Raw genomic sequence first — 18,551 nt, forward strand, 5'->3', positions numbered from 1 at the left:
CTTTCGCTAGTCCGTCCCGAGGTACGCGCGGCCCCGAGCGGACAAGCGGTAGCCGACCAGCAGGCTCTCGGTCAGCCCGAGCGCTTTGAGCTTGCGCACATCGATCTTGAACGACAGCGTGTCCCGCCCGACCGACGCGGCCAGGTCGGGCGCGCGTACGCCAGGGCGGTCCCGGATCAGGCCCAGGGTCGTGGCCGTCCACGGGCCGCGGGTGCTGGCGCGGTCGAGCCGGGCCAGCCGGGCGTCGATGGTGGCCCGGGCGGTGGCGTCCAGGTCGGCATCGGCGGCCAGCACGCTGCGCGGATCAGGCGTGTCGAGGCGACGGAAGCGCAGCAGGTAGAGCTTGCCTTCGCCGGCCGGCACGTCGGCCAGCAGCGCCGCGAGCGTCGGGAACCCGGCCGCGCGGGCGTCGGCGGCGCGCAGCCGAGAAGGGCTCACCGGCTCGACCGCGAGCATCTCCACCATGCCCTGGCCGGTGCGGTAATGGCCGCCGACCACCACCTGCGGCCGGCGCCAGCGACGCAGCGCCGCGGTGATCGTACCGTCCGAAATGCCGTCGCGGAGGCGTTGTTCGAAGCGCATAGGTCATGTCCTGTCGATCATCGTGAGCCGAGACGGAGTCCAGGTGTCGTCTGGTGGTGGCCCGGGATTGCCGGGATACCGGTGTTGTATCTCGGCGATCTCGGGACGCCGCCAGGCGGCGACTGGGCCCGTCGCAGGCCGCGATGATCGGCAGGACATGACCTAATCAGCGACCATCTCGGGCGGGCGGAAGCCGAGTTTGATGGTCGGCACCAGGTCTGGGTTCCAGTCGATCAGGGGGCAGGTCCAGCTGATCACGTACGCCCGCGGACCGATGTTGTAGAGGATCCGGATCGCTCGCTGGGGCGTGCCACCGTCGGGGGTGAACGCGTACTCCCACTCGGCGCCGCCGTCGAACAGCTCGCTGCGGGTCACCGTCGCGTCGGCATAGCCGACCAGGCTGCCGTTCAACTGCTGGTCCGCGGCGGCCCTCGTCCAGTAGGCGACCGGGTCGGCCGCCGGCGCGACCACGTCGACGGTCATCATCCGTTCCATGCGGGCGTCGAAGAAGCAGGTGGTGTCGACGGACTCGGTGTAGACGCGCCAGCCGATCGGCGCCGGCAGCCGGTAGCCGGCCGGCGAGGTGTACCAGGTGAAGGTCTGCAGCAGACCGTAGCGTTCGCCCCGTGGCTGGGAGGTGGCGAGGCGCACGGTGTCCGTGACCGCGTCCTGCGGGTCCTGGCACGAGAACTGGCCACCACCCACGCCGGCCGGCGCCCGGTTGGCGGTGGCCGACACGGTCGGGCCGGCCGCACCCGGCTCGCGGTCGGAATGGTTGAACGCCCAGGCCGTGCCCGCCAACAGCAGGACTGCCACGGCGCCGCCGACCACGACGGTTGCCCGCCGCCGGCCGAGGCGGCCGAGCCGCTCGGTCGGACCCCGGCCGAACCAGGTGGTCGCCCGCGGCCGCCCGTCGGGGTCGAGCGCGACGGTAGGCGCCGAGGACGGGTCGACCTGCTGGGTGGTGGCGCTCTCCGGTCGGCGCGGGCGGGGCAGCCGGCGCGGCCTCGGTTTGACGGTGGGGTCGATGACCCGGCGCAGCAGGCGGTCGACGTCGTCGGCGCGCAACCGCTGCCGGGGGTCCTTGCGGAGCAGGCCGGTCAGCACCGGGCGCAGCGGCCCGGCCAGCTTGGCCGGGTCCGGCGGGCTGGTGGCGAGGGCGGTCAGGGTGGCCAGCGTGGTGCGCCGGAAGAACGGTGACCGCCCCTCGACGGCCGCGTAGAGGGTGGCGCCGAGCGACCACATATCGGCCTCGGCGGTCGACGTGCCGTCGCTGGCCCGCTCCGGCGCGACATATTGCGGTGAGCCCATCACCATGCCGGCCCGGGTGACCGAGCTGTCGCCGTCGAAGGTGGCCAGCCCGAAGTCGGTCAGCACCACCCGGCCGTCGTCGCTGATCAGCACGTTGTGCGGCTTGACGTCACGGTGCAGCACGCCGCGGGAGTGTGCGGCGCAGAGCGCGTCGAGGATCTTGAGGCCGATCTGGGCGGCCCGCTCCGGCGCCAGCGGGCCTTCGCTCTCGATCACCTCGTGCAGCGAGCGGGAGCGCACATATTCCATGACGATCCAGGGGCTGCCCTGGGCGTACACCACGTCGTAGATCTGGACGACGTTCGGATGGCTGAGCCGGGCCGCGGTGCGCGCCTCACGCAGCGTGCGCTGGCCGAGGTCCGCCCGCTCGGCCGCGCTCATCCACTCGGGAGGCTGGACCTCCTTGACCGCGACGTCCCTGTGCAGCATCTCGTCGCGGGCCAGCCAGACACGACCCATCCCGCCGCTGCCCACAGATTCGAGCAGTCGGTAACGCTCGGCGATCAGTGTCCGCTGCAACCGTCCGATCCCTGTTGGTCCGCGCATCCACCATAGTGACCGGAGCCGAGTTGATGAAGCCCCGATCGATGGAGTGATTGTCCCGCGGATGGGACCACACCGCTACGCGAGCAGGTTACCCGCGGGTACGACCAACTTCGGCTGCCCGTACGCGAGCCGGGCGGCCGCCTCCCGGGTGAGGAACTCCTGCGACTCCCGCATCGCCGCGCCGTACGCGTCGGCGGTGCGATCCGCGATCGTCGACCAGCCGTACCGCTTGGTCACCATGGTCCGGGCCTTCTTGGCCACCTTGCGGGCGAACCGCTCGTCGCCGAGCAGGGAGTCGACGGCGCCGGCGAGGGCGTCCGGGTCGCTGTGCGGGAACGTCACGCCGGTGACGCCCGACTCGACGATCTCGGCCAGCCCTCCGGTGTCCGCGACGGCCAGCGGGGCGCCCGCGGCGGCCGCCTCCAGGGCGACCATGCCGAACGGCTCGTAGAGGCTCGGCACCACGGTGGTGTCCGTCGCGGCGAGCAGTGCGGGCAGGGTGGCCTCGCTCTGGAAGCCGACGAAGCTGACCTTGTCGGGAATGCCCAGCCGGTGCGTCTCGGACTCGAGCTCCCCGCGGAACGGCCCGTCGCCGGCGATGACCACACGCAGCCCCGGGTGGTCGGCGGCCAGCTTCGGCACCGCCCGGATGATGTGCTGGACGCCCTTCTCGTACACCAGGCGCCCGGCGAACCCGACCAGCGGGCCGTCACCGGCGAACTGCTTGCGGGCGGTCGCGACCGCGCGCGGCCCGGCCCGCCAGACCCGGTCGTTGACCCCGTTGGGGATCACCTCGACCCGCTCGGGCGGCAGTTCGAGGAGGCGGGAGACCTCCCACTTCATGTACGACGAGCAGACCAGGATCTTGCACGCCTCGCGAGCCAGCCACCACTCGACGCTGTGGATGCAGCGGTTCATCTCGTCCGGCAGCCAGCCCTGGTGCCGGCCGGCCTCGGTGGCGTGGATCGTCGCGACCAGCGGCAGGTCGAGGTGCTCCTTGAGCGTCACGGCGGTGTGCGTGACCAGCCAGTCGTGGGCGTGGATGACGTCGTACTCGCCGGTCTCGGTCGCGCGCAGGGCCGCCCGGGTCAGCGTGTGGTTGAACGCCATGGTCCAGGCCAGCAGCGACGGTGTGGCCAACGGGAAGTTCGGCGGGTCCTCGGGCGCACGGACGATCCGTACCCCCTCCTGGTATTCCTCCAGGGGCGCGCCGGCCGCGTGCCGGGTCACCACGGTGACCTCGTGGCCGTCCCGGGCGAGCGAGGTGGCCAGGGAGTGCACGTGCCGGCCGAGGCCACCCACCACCACCGGCGGATACTCCCACGACAGCATCAGGACACGCCTGATGCCCGAACCGGTGACCGGTTCGTCGTCGAGAACGTCGGCGGTGCGTTTCATGGCCCGGCCCCCTCGCGGTAAACCCTGGACATACGGCAATAGGCACCCGAGCGGGTGCCAGCGTGCCAACTGGGTCTTTTGGGAGCCTAGGGCAATCAGCGGCAAAGACCCCTCAATGCCGCGAAATATGTCGTTTACCGGCGCGCCATGCGGCAGGATGCGGTCCGGCCGCCAATGACCACAAAGGAAACACGCCCGTCGCAGAATGGCCGTTGAACAACGACGCAAGGGAAGATCGTTGACATGGAGGTGACCCCCGAGGTGCTGGCCGAGCAGGCGCGGCTCGCGGAGGCCGACAGCGGCGCGCGGCCGTGGCGCTCGTGGGGTCCATACCTGTCCGAACGCGCCTGGGGCACGGTCCGCGAGGACTACAGCGAGCACGGCACCGCCTGGGACTACTTCCCCCACGACCACGCCCGGTCCCGCACCTACCGGTGGAACGAGGACGGGATGGCCGGGATCTGCGACGACCGGCAGACCTTCTGCTTCGCGCTCGGCCTGTGGAACGGCGTCGACCCGATCCTCAAGGAGCGGATGTTCGGCCTGGGCGGCGACGGCGGCAACCACGGCGAGGACGTCAAGGAGTACTGGTGGTACGAGGACTCCACTCCCACCCACTCGCTCCTGCGCTGGCGTTACCACTACCCGCAGGCGGCGTTTCCCTATGACCGGCTGGTAGCGGTCAACGCGTTGCGGCGGCGCGACGAACCCGAATATGAGTTGGTGGACACCGGGGTGTTCGCCGACGATCGGTTCTGGGCGGTGACCGTCGAGTACGCCAAGGCCGGCCCGACGGACGTGTGCGTGCGGGTGACCGTCGCCAACCGGGGTCCGGAGGCGGCGACGCTGCACGTGCTGCCCACGTTGTGGTTTCGGAACACGTGGTCCTGGGGGCTGCCCGGCCGCGACGACGTGCCGGTGCTGGCCGCCGAGGGAACCAACCGGTTGGTGGGAAAGCACTGGGTGCTCGGCGAGCTCGTGCTGGAGGGCGACGGGGAGCCCGAGCCGCTGCTCTGCGACAACGAGTCCAACGCCCAGCGGCTCTGGGGCCTGGCCGGCGGCTCGGACTATCCGAAGGACGGCATCAACGACCACGTCACGCAGGGCGCGGCGACGGTCAACCCGGCGGGGACCGGCACCAAGGGCTCGCTGCACTACGTGCTCGACGTGCCGGCGCGCTCGTCGGCCACGATCCGGCTGCGGCTGAGCTCGACCGCGGTGCCCGGCGTCCCCGCCGCCACTTCGCCTGTTCTGGACCTCGGCGCCGACCACGACGCGGTGTTCGCCGCGCGGCGGGCCGAGGCCGACGAGTTCTACGCCGCGCTGACGCCTCCTGGTGCCTCGGCGGACGAGGGGGCGGTGCTCCGGGCGGCGATCGCCGGGCTGCTGTGGGGCAAGCAGTTCTACCACTTCGACGTGCGGCAGTGGCTCGACGGCGACCCGGGATCGCCGGCACCGCCGACCGGGCGCCGGCACGGACGCAACAGCGCGTGGCGCCACATGACCAACTTCGATGTGATCTCCATGCCGGACCCGTGGGAGTACCCCTGGTTCGCCGCCTGGGACCTGGCCTTCCACTGTGTCACCCTGGCCCGGGTCGACCCCGCCTTCGCCAAGCAGCAGCTACTCCTGCTGCTGCGCGAGTGGTACATGCACCCCAACGGCCAGATCCCCGCGTACGAGTGGGCGTTCGGCGACGTGAACCCGCCGGTGCACGCCTGGGCCGCCCTACGCGTCTTCGAGATCGACGGCGGGCACGACGTCGACTTCCTCGCCCGGGCCATGCACAAGCTGCTGCTCAACTTCACCTGGTGGGTCAACCGCAAGGACGTCACCGGCAACAACGTGTTCGAGGGCGGCTTCCTCGGGCTCGACAACGTCGGACCGTTCGACCGTTCGGCCGCGCTGCCGGTCGCCGGGGTGCTCGAACAGTCCGACGGCACCGGCTGGATGGCCATGTACGCGCTGAACCTGCTCGACATGGCGCTGACCCTGGCGGTGCACGAGCCCGCGTACGAGGACATCGCCACGAAGTTCTTCGAGCACTTCGCCTACATCGCGTCCGGGGCGTACGAACAGGGGTTGTGGGACGCCGACGACGCGTTCTTCTACGACGTGCTGCGGCTGCCGGACGGCTCGCGGGTGCCGCTGAAGGTGCGCTCGGTGGTCGGGCTGCTGCCGCTGGCCGCGACCGCGTCGATGTCGGCCATGATGGTCAACCGGCTGCCCGAGCTGTCCCAGCGGCTGCGCTGGTTCCTGCACAACCGTCCGGAGTACGGCCTGGTCGTCGGCACCCGCCGCCGGTCCGGCGACGGTCGCCAGCAGCGGTTGCTCGCGATGGTCGCACCGGACCAGCTCGTACGGATGTTGGCCCGGATGTTCGACGAGTCGGAGTTCCTGTCCCCATACGGTCTGCGGACGCTGTCCCGGCAGCACCTGGACAAGCCGTTCACGGTCTCGTTGGGCGGGCAGGAGTTCACGGTCGGCTACGAGCCCGCCGAGTCGACCAGCGGGCTGTTCGGCGGCAACTCCAACTGGCGCGGGCCGATCTGGCTGCCCACGAACTTCCTGCTGATCGGGGCGCTGCGGGAGTTCGCCTCCTTCTTCGGTACCGACCTGCTGGTCGAGTACCCGACCGGTTCCGGGTCGAAGCTGCCGCTGCACGAGATCGCCGACGACCTCTCGCGGCGGCTGATCGGCCTGTTCACCCGGGACCGCAACGGGCGGCGAGCGATCTACGGCGCGTGCGAGCTGTTCCAGACCCACCCGGACTGGCGGGACCTGATCTCGTTCCCGGAGTACTTCCACGGCGACAACGGCGCCGGTCTCGGCGCCTGGCACCAGACGGGCTGGACCGCCCTGGTCGCGGACCTGATCCTGACCGTTCGCCGCCCATAGGGGGCACTATGGGGGAATGGAGGCTTCCGTCGCGTTGCGTCCGGTCGACGGTGTGCACGTCACGACGTTGATCGACAACTACACCGACGTGCTGCTGCCCGACGAGGGCCCGATCCGGCGGTGGGGTGCGATCGGCACCGGCGGCCGCGCCGCGCCGGTGCCCGACTCGATCTCGATCTCCGGTCAGACGGTCGACGGGCTGCGCGCCGAGCACGGCTTCTCGGCGCTGGTGGAGCTCCGGGTCGCGGGGGCCGTCCGACGGATCCTGTTCGACGCCGGTGTGACGCCCGACGGGCTGATCGGCAACCTGGACCGGCTGGAGCTGCGGCCGGACTCGTTCGAGTCGATCGTCTTCAGCCACGGGCACTTCGACCACGTGATGGGCCTCGACGGGGTGGCGCGCCGGCTCGGCTCGACCAACATGCCCGTCTACCTGCACCCGGACTTCTGGCGGCAACGGCGGCTCGTCTCCGGCCCCGACCGCGCGTTCGAGCTTCCGGTGCCGTCGCGTTCGGCGATCGAGGGCGTCGGCTTCTCGATCATCGAGGGCCGCCAACCGTCGTACCTGCTGGACGGGATGTTGCTGGTCACCGGCGAGGTCGACCGGACCGTGCCCTTCGAGCAGGGCCTTCCCAACCACCAGGCGTACGTGTCCGGGGAGTGGCAGCCGGACCCGCTGATCCACGACGACCAGGCGCTCGTGCTCCACGTGGCGGGCAAGGGTTTGGTCATCCTGACCGGCTGCGGCCACGCCGGGGTGGTCAACATCGTCCGCTACGCGCGCCGACTGACGGGCGTCGACCAGGTGTACGCGGTGCTGGGCGGCTTCCACCTGCGCGCCGGCCCGGTGGTCACCGAGACGGTGACGGCGCTGGCCGAGCTGTCGCCAGCGCTGCTGGTCCCGTCGCACTGCACGTCGTGGACGGCGCAGCAGGCGCTGGCCGCGGCGATGCCCGACGCGACCCGGCCCAACACCGTCGGCACGCGGTTCGAGCTCTAGGTCTTCTTCTTCTTGTCGTCGTCCTCGTCGCGGCCGCCCTCGATCGCGCTGACGATGGCGCCGGTGATGTCGCCGGCCGGGACCGCGATCTCCTCGCCCTCCGAGGCCTCTTCCTCGGACAGGTTCGGCTCAGGCCCGGTGGCGGCGCCCGCGAAACCGAACTCGTTGGGCTCGTTGGGCTCTTCGTCTCTTTCCTTGGGGTCACCCATGCCTCCCCCCTACCCCACCTGGGAGGTTGGATGCGCGACCTCGTGGTCATTCGCCCCGGTCGAGCCCGTAGAGGGTGAGCGCGTCGGGGTTGTCCAGGTGGTTGCCATCGGCGACCGCGTCGCAGGCGATGTCGACGATCTCGTCCTTGTGCGCGAGCAGATAAGGACGCGCCCCGACGTCGGACTTGGCCAGCGTGGCCACCCCAGCCCAGTGCCGGCGCCCGAGCAGCATCGGGTAGCTGCGCAGCCCGTCATAGGTGGCGCAGACCAACGCACCGGGGTGCGGCAGCAGGGCCACCCGCCGGGCCGCCTCTACGGTCACCCCCGGCATGTCGACGGTGAGCACGAGCGCGGCGTCCGCCTCGTCGTCCTCCAGGGCTTCGAGCCCTTTTCGGAGACTGGACCCGAGCCCGGTCCCCCACGCCTTGTCGACCACGACGGTGGTGCCGGTGAGCGCGGCCGCGCCGCGCACCTGGTTGGCCGCGGCGCCCAGCACCACGACCAACGGCGCACAGCCGACCTCACGGGCGATCTCACACACCGAGTCGACCAGGAGCGCGTCACCTTGCCTCAGCAACGCCTCCGGGCCTCCGATGCGCCGACCGCCACCGGCAGCAACCACAATCCCCGCGATCCGTCCCACGCCAGCCTCCGCACGGCGACCGAATCGATACGCCTAGCAGTCTCACCACTCACAGTGGCCACACGCACCCCACGAGTCGCCTATCCGACGAGGCCGAGCGGTCGCGGCGCGGGCCGGGCCGGGGTCCCCGCGCGTGTCGCGCATAGATGCCGATGTGTTCGAGGAGCGAACGTGTTTTCGCATGTGCCTACATGCGAAAACATGTGCGCTCCGGGAAGACACCACCGCCAGGCACTGACCCGCCCGCGCGGGCGACACGACAGTGCGACCCGATGCGCGTTACTTGGCCTCCGCGTAGCACTCGACCGCTACCGCTTCCATCGGGAAGCGGACCTCTGTGTCGCCGAACAGGGTCGCGGTGGCGCGGGCGCCGGCCGTGTGGACCGCCTCGATGACCGACTCCGCCTGGTCGGCCGGGCAGTGCACGAGCACCTCGTCGTGCTGGAAGAGGACCAGCTCCGCGGGCGTGCCCGCCAGCGCCGTGCGCAGCGTCGCCAGCAGGGCCAGCGCCCACTCGGCCGCCGTGGCCTGGATGACGAAGTTGCGGGTGAAGCGGCCCCGAGCCCTCGACCGGCCCGCGTCGGGTGCGTCGACCGTCTCGTAGCCCGACTCCCCCATCGAGACCGACACCGACGACGGCGGGCACGTGCGGCCCAGCCACGACCGGACCAGGCCGCCGCCCTCGCCGGTGCGGGCCGCGCTCTCGACATAGTCGAACGCCGTCGGATAGTGCGTGCGCAGCGCCGCCAGGGCGGGGATGGCCGCGCCGCCGGTCTGGCCGTACATCGCGCCCAGCATGGCGACCTTGGCCTTGGCGCGGTCGCCGTCGAAGGCGTCGTTGGCCAGCGCCGCGTAGAGGTCGCCGGCCCGGCCGGCGGCGGCCAGGCGGGCGTCGCCGGAGACCGCGGCCAGCACGCGCGGCTCGAGCTGGGCGGCGTCGGCCACCACCAGGCGCCAGCCCGGGTCGGCGATCACCGCGCGGCGGACCACCTTGGGGATCTGCAGCGCTCCCCCGCCCCTGCTGGCCCAGCGGCCCGAGACCACGCCGCCCGGCACGTATTCGGCTCGGAAGCGGCCCTCGTGGACCCAGGCGTCGCGCCACGCCCAGCCGTGTGCCGTCCAGATGCGGAACAGCTCCTTGTAGGCGAGGACCGGGCGGATCGCCGGGTGGTCGATGTGCTGCAGCGTCCAGGATCGGGTGTTGGGCACGTCGACGCCGGCCCGGTGGAAGGCTTTGAGCAGCTCGCCGGGCGACTCCGGGTGCAGGTAGCGCACACCGAAAGCGGCGGCGATCTCGGCCGCCAGCGTCACCAGCTTGGCCGGCGGGCCGCCGACCGCGGACGGGGGCCCCAGCATCGAGCGGAGCAGCTCGTCGTGCACGTCGGCCCGCCACGGCAACCCCGTGAAGCCCATCTCGGCCGCGACCAGGGCACCCGCTGACTCGGCCGCCACCAGCAGGCGGAACCGCCCCGGCGAGGTGGGCACCGCGGCCATCCGGGCGCGCTGGTCCGCGTAGACCGTGAGGAGGTCTTCCAGCGAGACCGGCGGAGCGGCCTGCGGCGCCTCGAACAGCGAGCCCTGCGCGTCACCGGGCGGCGATGCGGCGACCGCCGGCGGGTCGGGCGGCACGGGCGTGCCGCGCAGCCGGGCCAGAGCGGCACCGACCGAGCGCGGCGCGCCCCACGCGCCGGCCGAGCCCAGCAGCAGCGCCTCGGTGAGCTCGACGTCGTGGCAGCGCTCGACCCGGACGCCGGCGGCGAGCAACCGCGGGTAGAGAGCGGGAGTCGACGGCCAGATCCAGCGGGGCCGGGCCGACGACTCCCAGGAGGCCACCGCGGTGGCCAGCGACGGCGCGCTCACGGCAGGACCGGTTGGGCGACCCCCGTCGTCGAGCGGCAGGAGCCGACCCGACCCGCCCTCCCCCGGAACCGCCGCGACCAGCACGAGGTCATCTAACCCCAGAGGTACGACAACTACTTCGTGATGCTGCCCGTCAGGCCCGCCTGGACCTGGCGCTGGAAGATGATGTAGACCGCGAGCACCGGGAGCATCGCCATGGTGAGGCCGGCGAACATGCCCGACCAGTCGGACCGGTAACCCTGGTTGACCGACAGGTCGATCAGGGCCTGCGCGATCGGCGCCTTCTTCGTCTCGCCGCTCTCGGGCTGCATCAGCAGGACCGGCAGGTACCACTGGTTCCACTGGCCGATGACGTTGAAGATGCCGATGCTGATCAGGCCCGGCTTGGCCATCGGCAGCATGACCCGGAAGAACAGCGCGGTGTGCGAGCAGCCGTCGACCAACCCAGCCTCCGCGACCGTCGAGGGCAGCGTGCGGAAGAACGAGTGCATGAAGAAGACGGTGAACGACAGCGACCAGGCGACGTAGACGAGGATCAGCATCGCGTACTGGTTGTGTCCGAGGAACGGCAGGATCTTGCCCATGTTGTCGATGCCCTTGTAGAGCGGCACCGCGGCCATGTAGACGGGCAGCGTCAGACCGGCCAGGAACATGTAGTAGATGACGCGGTTGCCGGGGAACTCGTACCGTGCCAGCACGTACGCGGCCATCGAACCGAGCAGCATCGTGAAGAACACGCCGCCACCGACGATGATGATCGTGTCGAGGAAGACGTCGTTGAAGTGGCCGTTGGACCAGGCCCGGGAGAAGTTGTCCCAGTGCAGGCCGTCCGGGATCATCGACAGCGGGTTGCGGATGATCTCAGCGTCGGACTTGAACGACGACATGACGACCCACAACAGCGGAAGCACCACCATGGCGCCCCACACGATGAGGAACAGGTGCGAGAAACCGCTGACCGCGACGTCGCCGACCGAGGAGCCCTTGGGGCCGGAGCGACCCTTGCCGGGCGGCGGCGGCTGCACGCCTACGGTGCCCGTCGCGGGTGGCGTGGTGACCGTGCTCATGCCATCGCTCCTAGTATTCGATCCGCTCGCGGCGGGTGACCCGCAGCTGCACGGCGGCGAGCAACAGGGTGAAGATGCCGAGTGCGACCGCGATCGCGCAGGCGTACCCGAACTGGCCCTTGTTGAACGCGGTGAAGTTGATCACCGAGGCGAACACCTCGCTGGCGTGGTCCGGCCCGCCCTGGCTCGGCGTCATGACGTAGACCAGCGCGTACATGTCGAGCGCGATGAAGCCCAGATAGACCCAGGCCACCGAGACCGAGTCGCGCAGCAGCGGCAGCGTGATGCGGAAGAACGTCTTGACCCGGGTGGCGCCGTCGAGCGTGGCGGCTTCGAAGATGTCCTTCGGGATGGACTGCATGGCCGCCGAGAACAGCACCATGTAGAAACCGGTGCCGCCCCAGACCGCGATGAGCAACAACCACCAGAGCACGGTGGGTACGCCGAGGAACGGCGTGGGGTCGGCGACGAACTGCAGCGGCTTCTCGGGGTCGACCAGGCCGATCTTCATCAGGATCCCGTTGAGCAGGCCCTGCTCGTCGCCTCGGTAGATCGCCTGCCACATGATGGCGATCAGCACCAGCGAGAGCACCTGTGGGAAGAAGAAGACCACCTTGTAGAAGCTTGAGCCCCAGACGCCCCGGACCCCGGCCCTGCTCCCGCGTCCACCCACGTTGAGGAGGAACGCGAAGAGCAGGGCCAGCGCGATCGTGAAGACCGGCACGGTGACCAGGAAGAACACGCTATGCCAGAAGGCTTTGCGGATCAGCTCGTCCTTGACCAGCCGGACGTAGTTGTCCAGCCCGACGAACTCCTGTGTGTCGGAGTAGCCGCCCCAGTTCGTGAGCGAGTAACCGATGTCCTGGGCGTAGGGCCACAGCACGTAGAACACGTACAGGCCTACAGGCAGGACCAGAAAACTCGCGACGAAGCGGGCTTTACCGTGCCGCATCTCGACTATCCGTTCTAGGCGTCGCGGGTGAACTTCTTGATGGCACTGTCGCCGGCAACCTTGTCGGTGGCCGCCTGGAGCGTATCGGCGAACTTGGCAGCGGTCATGCGGCCGGCCATGAGCTCGCCGATCGCGTTCTGCTCCGCCTTGTCGATGTCGGCGTACCAGTCGGGGTGCTTGAAGGAGACCAGCTCGCCGCTGGCCTTCTTCATAACCTCGCCGGCCGAGACCAGCGCCGTCGAGTTGGTGACCTTGTCGCCCGAGCCGGCCCGCGAGGAGAGCGAGCTCGTCAGTTCGGCGAACTTGCCGGCGCCCTCGACGGAGAACATGGCGCGGAGGAACTCCATGCCAGCCGCCGCGTTGGCCGCCTTCTTCGGAACGATCCAGTTCTCGCCGGAGCCGGCGAAGACGGCGCCCTTGGCCTTGTCGGCCGCGCTGACGCCCCAGAAGTTGGCCAGCTTCATCTGGAAGCCCGACGGGATCGTCTGGCGCATCTCGTTCTCGAGCCACGTGCCGCACGGCAGCAGGGCGGCCTTGCCGTCCAGGAACGCCTGCTGCGACTCGGTGTGGGTCAGCGTCGCGCTGCCGGGCAGGGTGTAGCCGTCCTTGACCAGCTTCTCGGTCGCCTCGAGGGCGGCCATGACCTCAGGCGTCTTCCAGCAACCCGGCTTGAGGTTGTCGATGTCGACGACCGCGGACTTGCCGCCGGACTGCCAGATCCAGCTCATGATCGCCCAGCGCATGTAGTACGGGAACTTGCCCGCGAACGCGAACGGCGCGACGCCGGCCGACTTGATCTTCGGTGCGAGCGTGAAGAACTCGTCGAAGGTCGTCGGAGCCGTCCAGCCGTTCTTGTCGAACAGCGCCTGGTTGTACCAGACACCGAACACCGTGTACGCGTAGTTGAGGACGAGCACCTTGCCGTCGAACGTGCCGTCGTTGATGGTGCCCGGCAGCAGGGTGTCGCGCACCTTGACGTTGGGGTCGTCCCAGCTCGGTGCGTCCAGCAGCGGCGTGAGCTCGGTCAGCGCGCCCTCGTTGACCAGCGTGTCGAGCGCCATGATGTCGGCGCCGGCGTTGTTGATCAGGTCGGCGGGCGTGGTGCTGAACTTCGGCTGCTGCTCGGTCTTGATCTTCAGGGTGGAGCTCAGGTTGACGGTGACGTTCGCGTGCTTCTTGTTGAAGACGGTCACGTCGAACTTGGCGTACGCGTCGCCGAGGCCGCCGTTGAAGACGACCACGTCGACCTTGCCGGTGTCAGCGACACCGAGCGGGTTGTCGTTCGTCTTGGCCCCGGTGTCGGCCTTGTCATCCCCCGTGGAACTGCCGGCGCATGCGGAGAGCAGGCCGACGGCGGGGGTGGCGAGCAGACCGGCGGCCGCCGTACCGCGCAACAGCGAGCGGCGACTGAGGTCCGACGTGCTGTCGGGGAGTTGCGACATCTTGTCTCCTCGATTCAATCGATCGGGGTCATGCGGTACGCCGGAGACGCCCGGCATACCGCGATTCGAGGGCGTGGTTGTGCGCGTCCCCACCGGGGACGTTGGCGGAGAGGTAGATAGGGGGAACCTCTCCGAGTTGGTGGAACCGTCGTACGACCTCAGCGGTCAACAACTGCGCCAACAGCGCGGCGGTGACCGACGAGACCGCACAGACCGTGCCGCCGTCGTGCGTCGGCAGCAGTGCGTCGCCGTACGGCGCGCCGTTGTCCAGCACGACGTCAGCGAGGTCGGACAACCGCCGACCCGACGGGTGGCGCGGTGCCACCCGGGTTGTGTGCGCCACCGAGGTGACCGCGATCAGCGGGTGACCGCGTTCTTTCACGAGGGACGCCAGTTCGACGACCGAACCGTTGATCCCGGACTGGGAGGCCACCACGAACACGTCCTGTGGCTGCGGCCGGGCCAGCTCGTAGATCTGGTGCGCGATGCCGGGGTCACGCTCGAGCTTGGGATCGCCGAGCACGTCGCGGTGTGCGTCGCCGTGCAGCACCAGGTCGTGGATGTCGAGCCGGTTGGTCGGCACGAGCCCGCCGGCCCGGCCGACCAGGTCCGCGGCGAACGCGGCGGAGTGTCCGGCGCCGAACGCCTGGAGCACGCCCCCGGCGCGCAGGCTGTCGGCGATCAGGTCCGCGGCGCGCGCCAGGTCGTCGGTCTGCGCGAGCAGACCGTCGAGCAGCGGGCGCACGGCGTCGGCGTAGTTGCGGGCGGACACGCCCGCCATGGCCGGCAGCGGCGGAGTCGAGGTCGTCACGCCGCCCCCTTGGCCGTCTTGTGTCCGTCGACCGCCTGCGCGGTGCGCTGGAACGAGGCGTGCGCCCGGTCGTGGGTGCGTTGCGCGACCGCGATGTAGAGCAGGTCGAGCACGACGAGCTGCGGGTGCCGCGCGGAGAGCGCGTCCGGCCGGAACGTGGTGGCCTGCGCGGCGGTCAACAGGATGATGTCGGCGAGCTCCGCCAGCGGGGAGCGCGGGAAGCTGGTCAGCGCGATCGTGGTGGCGCCCCGGCTGCCCGCCTCGGCGAGCATCTCGATGGTCTCCCGTGTGGCGCCGCTGTGGCTCACGCCCAGGGCCACGTCGCCGGTGCGCAGCAGCGCGGCGCTGGCCAGTCCGTTGTGCACGTCGGTCCAGGCCCACGCGGCGACGCCGATGCGGTGGAGGCTGAACTGCATCTCCTCGCCGACCAGCGCGCTGCCGCTGGCGCCGAAGATGTCGACCCGGGTGGCGGCGGCGATCGCCTCCGCGGCCCGCTCGACCTCGGCCAGGTCGAGCAGCGCAGCGGTGTCGTGCATGGCCCGGGTGTCGGCGGCCATGATCTGGCCGAGCACCCGGTCGAGCGGGTCGGTCGGCTGGATCTCGCGGCCGATGTCGAACGTCCAGCCGGCCGAACGGGCCCGGCCGGTCTCGGCGGCGATGCCCAGCCGGAGGTCGGCGTAGCCGTCGAAGCCGAGCGCCCGGCAGAACCGGGTGATCGTCGCTGGCGAGGTGCCGCTGCGCTCGGCCAGCTCGACGATCGTCGCCCGGGCGGCGCCGGCCGGGTCGGCGAGCACCTGCTCGGCAACCCGCTGCAACGCACCGGTGAACTCGGGAAGGCCCGCTCGCACCCGGAGCAGGACCCCGTCGGCGGGCGAGGCATCGACAACCGCGGTCGCGGTCGAGTCGGCCTCGCGCTCGATCATGGGTCCCGCCTTTCAAAAAAGAGTGTTAACTGTTAGTGGTAAAAGTTCTTACTGAAGCCCCCTCCGTGTCAAGACTTTGGGTGAAGTTTTCAAACTGTTACTCGCCGATACGCACGCGAAACCCCGCCGGCAGCCTGCACCGGCGGGGTTCTCGAAGGGGTAACGGTTAGGCGGCGGATGTCTCCCGGATCGCGTTGACCAGGATGTTCAGGGCCTCGCGGGCCTCTTCCTCGGTCAGCGTCAGCGCCGGACCCATCCGGATCACGTTGTTGTAGAGCCCGCCCTTGCCGACGAGCAGGCCGCCGGCGCGGCAGGCCTCGAAGACCCGTACCGTCGCCGGCACGTCGGGCACCGTCGTTCCCGGCTGGACGAACTCGACGGCCAACATCAGGCCCCGGCCGCGGATCTCGCCGACGATCGGGTTGTCGCCGATCTGAGCCTGCAGGTCGTCGCGCAGGATCGCGCCCACGCGCGCCGCGTTGCCCTGGAGGTCGTTGTCGAGCACGTAGTCGACGACGGCGTTGCCGGCCGCCGTCGAGATCGGGTTGCCGCCGAAGGTGGAGAACGAGATCGCCGGCACGTTGTTGACCACGTCGGCCCGGCCGACCACGCCGGCCAGCGCGAACCCGTTGCCGACGCCCTTGGCGAAGGTGAGCAGGTCAGGCACGACCCCGTGGGCCTGGTAGCCCCAGAAGTGCTCGCCCGTGCGGCCCCAGCCGGTCTGCACCTCGTCGGAGATGAGCAGGATGCCCGTCTCGTCCAGGACCTTCTTCAGCGCGCCGAACAGCCCGTCGGGGCCGGCGACGAAACCGCCCACGCCCTGCACCGGCTCGGCGATCAGCGCCGCGACGTCACCCGCGGTCTGGGTCGCGAGCACCTCGCGCAGGTCGTCGACGGCCGCGTCGACCTGCTCGTCGCTGCCCAGCCGGGACAGCAGGCCGCGCAGCCGGTCACCGGAGTGCAGCCAGCTCACCTGGAGCGGGTTGAGCGAGCTCGACGACCAGCCGCGGTGGCCGGTGATGCCCATGGCCGCGTACGACCGGCCGTGGTAGCTGTTGCGCACCGCCAGGATCTGGTTGGACCGGCGATGGTTGGTGGCCATCAGCAGGGCCGCCTCGTTGGCCTCGGTGCCCGAGTTCGTGAAGAACACCCGGGCGTCCGGAATGCCCGACAGGCGGGCGATCTTCTCGGCCAGCTCGACCTGCGCGCGGATCAGGTAGAGCGTCGAGGTGTGCGCCACCCCGGTGCGCAACTGCCGCTCCACCGCCTCGGTGATCTCGGGGATGTCGTAGCCGACCATCGTGGTCAGCACGCCGCCGAAGAAGTCGAGGTAGGTGCGGCCGTCGGAGCAGGTCACATGCCGCCCGGAGCCGGAGACGATCTCCAGCGGCTCGGCGTAGTACAGCGGCATCCAGCTCGGCAGCACGGCCTTGTGCCGCGCCAGCAGGTCGTCGGTGCTCGTCATCCTCACGGTCTAGCACACGCGAGGGGCTCGTGGGCCGTTCGACGGCGGTCAGGCCGGGGCGGAATCCTTGATCGCCTCGGCGTACACCTCGCTGCGGTGTTCGTAGTTGCGGAACCGGCCGTAGCTGGGCGCGCCGGGTGACATCAGCACGACGCCGCCGGGCGGGGTCAGCGCGCGCGCCCGGTGGACCGCCGCGACCAGGTCCTCGACCACCTCGGCGTGTACGTGTTCGAGGCCCTTGAGCGCGTCGACGATGCGCGGGCCGCTGTCGGGAACGGCCAGCACGGTGATCGCGTCGAGCTTCTCCAGGTGGTCCCGGAGCACGGTGTAGTCGACGCCCCGGTCGTTGCCGCCGACGATCAGGGTCAACGGCTTGCCGACGTACGCGTCGATCGCGTGTGTCGTCGCGTGCGGGCTGGTCGCGAGGGTGTCGTCGACGAACGTGAGGCCGGACGGATCGCTGATCTCGGTCAGCCGGTGCGGCAACGGCTGGAAGCTCGCGGCGGCGGCGCGCAGGTCCTGTGCTCTGGCGACGCAGTCGATGCCGAGCGCGGTGAGCACACCCAACGCGACGCAGAGGTTGCCGGCGTTGTGCCGGCCGGGCAGGTTGAGCGCGGCCCGCTCGAACAGCGTGGTGCCGTCGGGTGCTTTGACGTCGTCACCGTCGATGTGGAAGCCGGCCGGGTCGTTGGCCGGGACCGCACCGGGCAGGTCCCGCACGCGCGGCGCGAGGCGCGGGTCGGCCGCGTTGTAAATGATCGCTTTCGGTCCGTGGGCGACGAGGTTGAGCTTGTCGCGGTAGTACTCCTCCTCGCCGCCGTGCGCGTCGAGGTGCTCCGGGAACAGCGCGGTGACCGCGGCGACCCGGGGCGAGACGGTCAGGTCGCTGCACTGGTAGCTGGACAGCTCCAGCACGTACTGGTCGGCCTCGCCGGGCAGGTCGAGCACCGGCACGCCGATGTTGCCGCCGTAGAGGTTGGGCCGGCCGACGGCGGCGAGCAGGTGGCTGACCAGGCTCGACGTGGTGCTCTTGCCCTTACTGCCCGTGACACCGACGGTGCGGTCGGCGTGGTCGGCCATCCACAGCGCGGTGCCCTGGGTGACCGGGACGCCGGCCTTTCTGAGCTCGACCATCCACGGGTGGGTCTGCGAGATGCCCGGCGAGCGGACGACGACGTCGGCCTCGGCGAGCGCTTCGTAACGGTCGGTGAGCGGCGCCGCGGCGGCGAGCTCGCCCTCCCAGGGCAGACTGAGGAAGTTGCCGCTGTCGTCGACGGCGACCAGGTCGGCCGGGCGGTGCGCGGCGACCGCGACCACGGCGGCCCGGCCCTCGCGCCCGGTGCCCCACACGGCGACCCGGCGTCCCTGGAGGTCGGCCAGCCTCATCAGAGTGCTCCCTCGTGGTGTCGAACGGCCCGTCGGCGGGCGCCGAACTAGTATGGCG

General features: G+C 70.5%; 15 protein-coding genes. 2 read left to right on the forward strand and 13 right to left on the reverse strand.

Annotation, left to right across the window (positions count from 1 at the left end; genetic code table 11):
• Positions 1 to 6 precede the first annotated feature (6 nt).
• The 3 genes from BLV39_RS32605 to BLV39_RS32615 all read right to left on the reverse strand — a co-directional run bounded on the left by BLV39_RS32605 (position 7) and on the right by BLV39_RS32615 (position 3,837).
• Positions 7 to 582, reverse strand: coding sequence for a hypothetical protein (locus BLV39_RS32605; RefSeq protein WP_090800449.1), 576 nt, complete (start codon positions 580 to 582; stop codon positions 7 to 9).
• A gap of 162 nt (positions 583 to 744) precedes the next feature.
• Positions 745 to 2,412, reverse strand: coding sequence for a serine/threonine-protein kinase (locus BLV39_RS32610; RefSeq protein WP_239083889.1), 1,668 nt, complete (start codon positions 2,410 to 2,412; stop codon positions 745 to 747).
• 102 nt (positions 2,413 to 2,514) lie between these two features.
• Positions 2,515 to 3,837, reverse strand: a complete 1,323-nt coding sequence (locus BLV39_RS32615; RefSeq protein WP_090800451.1) for a glycosyltransferase family 4 protein — start codon at positions 3,835 to 3,837, stop codon at positions 2,515 to 2,517.
• 243 nt (positions 3,838 to 4,080) lie between these two features.
• Between BLV39_RS32615 and BLV39_RS32620 the strand changes: the two genes are divergently transcribed.
• Both BLV39_RS32620 and BLV39_RS32625 read left to right on the forward strand, forming a co-directional pair.
• Positions 4,081 to 6,735 carry an MGH1-like glycoside hydrolase domain-containing protein gene (locus BLV39_RS32620; protein WP_090800452.1) on the forward strand — a complete coding sequence of 885 codons (2,655 nt, stop codon included), beginning with the start codon at positions 4,081 to 4,083 and terminating at the stop codon, positions 6,733 to 6,735.
• Between the two features lie 16 nt (positions 6,736 to 6,751).
• Positions 6,752 to 7,735: an MBL fold metallo-hydrolase gene (locus BLV39_RS32625; RefSeq protein WP_090800453.1), complete on the forward strand. Its 984-nt coding sequence runs from the start codon at positions 6,752 to 6,754 to the stop codon at positions 7,733 to 7,735.
• Here BLV39_RS32625 and BLV39_RS32630 read toward each other — a convergent pair.
• From BLV39_RS32630 to murD, 10 genes are all read right to left on the reverse strand, one after another.
• The gene (locus BLV39_RS32630; protein ID WP_090800454.1) at positions 7,732 to 7,944 is read right to left on the reverse strand and encodes a hypothetical protein; all 213 of its coding nucleotides are present in this window, start codon (positions 7,942 to 7,944) and stop codon (positions 7,732 to 7,734) included. The genes BLV39_RS32625 and BLV39_RS32630 overlap by 4 nt on opposite strands.
• Before the next feature lie 46 nt (positions 7,945 to 7,990).
• Positions 7,991 to 8,569, reverse strand: coding sequence for a nucleotidyltransferase family protein (locus BLV39_RS32635; RefSeq protein WP_090800929.1), 579 nt, complete (start codon positions 8,567 to 8,569; stop codon positions 7,991 to 7,993).
• A 297-nt stretch (positions 8,570 to 8,866) separates the two neighbouring features.
• Entirely contained in the window at positions 8,867 to 10,531 is a 1,665-nt protein-coding gene (locus BLV39_RS32640) for a bifunctional 3'-5' exonuclease/DNA polymerase (protein WP_090800455.1), read from the reverse strand.
• A gap of 29 nt (positions 10,532 to 10,560) precedes the next feature.
• A complete protein-coding gene (locus BLV39_RS32645; protein WP_090800456.1) occupies positions 10,561 to 11,514 on the reverse strand; it encodes a carbohydrate ABC transporter permease in 954 nt (317 codons plus the stop codon).
• 10 nt (positions 11,515 to 11,524) lie between these two features.
• The gene (locus tag BLV39_RS32650) at positions 11,525 to 12,466 is read right to left on the reverse strand and encodes a carbohydrate ABC transporter permease (protein ID WP_090800457.1); all 942 of its coding nucleotides are present in this window, start codon (positions 12,464 to 12,466) and stop codon (positions 11,525 to 11,527) included.
• Positions 12,467 to 12,480: 14 nt separating this feature from the next.
• Entirely contained in the window at positions 12,481 to 13,908 is a 1,428-nt protein-coding gene (ngcE, locus tag BLV39_RS32655) for an N-acetylglucosamine/diacetylchitobiose ABC transporter substrate-binding protein (protein WP_090800458.1), read from the reverse strand.
• Between the two features lie 28 nt (positions 13,909 to 13,936).
• Positions 13,937 to 14,689, reverse strand: coding sequence for a sugar isomerase domain-containing protein (locus BLV39_RS32660; RefSeq protein WP_090800931.1), 753 nt, complete (start codon positions 14,687 to 14,689; stop codon positions 13,937 to 13,939).
• A 26-nt stretch (positions 14,690 to 14,715) separates the two neighbouring features.
• The gene (locus tag BLV39_RS32665; RefSeq protein WP_090800459.1) at positions 14,716 to 15,642 is read right to left on the reverse strand and encodes a MurR/RpiR family transcriptional regulator; all 927 of its coding nucleotides are present in this window, start codon (positions 15,640 to 15,642) and stop codon (positions 14,716 to 14,718) included.
• A gap of 166 nt (positions 15,643 to 15,808) precedes the next feature.
• Positions 15,809 to 17,107 carry an aspartate aminotransferase family protein gene (locus BLV39_RS32670; RefSeq protein WP_090800460.1) on the reverse strand — a complete coding sequence of 433 codons (1,299 nt, stop codon included), beginning with the start codon at positions 17,105 to 17,107 and terminating at the stop codon, positions 15,809 to 15,811.
• A gap of 48 nt (positions 17,108 to 17,155) precedes the next feature.
• Positions 17,156 to 18,493: a UDP-N-acetylmuramoyl-L-alanine--D-glutamate ligase gene (murD, locus tag BLV39_RS32675; RefSeq protein WP_090800461.1), complete on the reverse strand. Its 1,338-nt coding sequence runs from the start codon at positions 18,491 to 18,493 to the stop codon at positions 17,156 to 17,158.
• Positions 18,494 to 18,551: the final 58 nt, after the last annotated feature.

Origin of the sequence: Asanoa ishikariensis (assembly GCF_900107455.1) — a bacterium.
In the GTDB taxonomy this organism is placed as follows: domain Bacteria; phylum Actinomycetota; class Actinomycetes; order Mycobacteriales; family Micromonosporaceae; genus Asanoa; species Asanoa ishikariensis.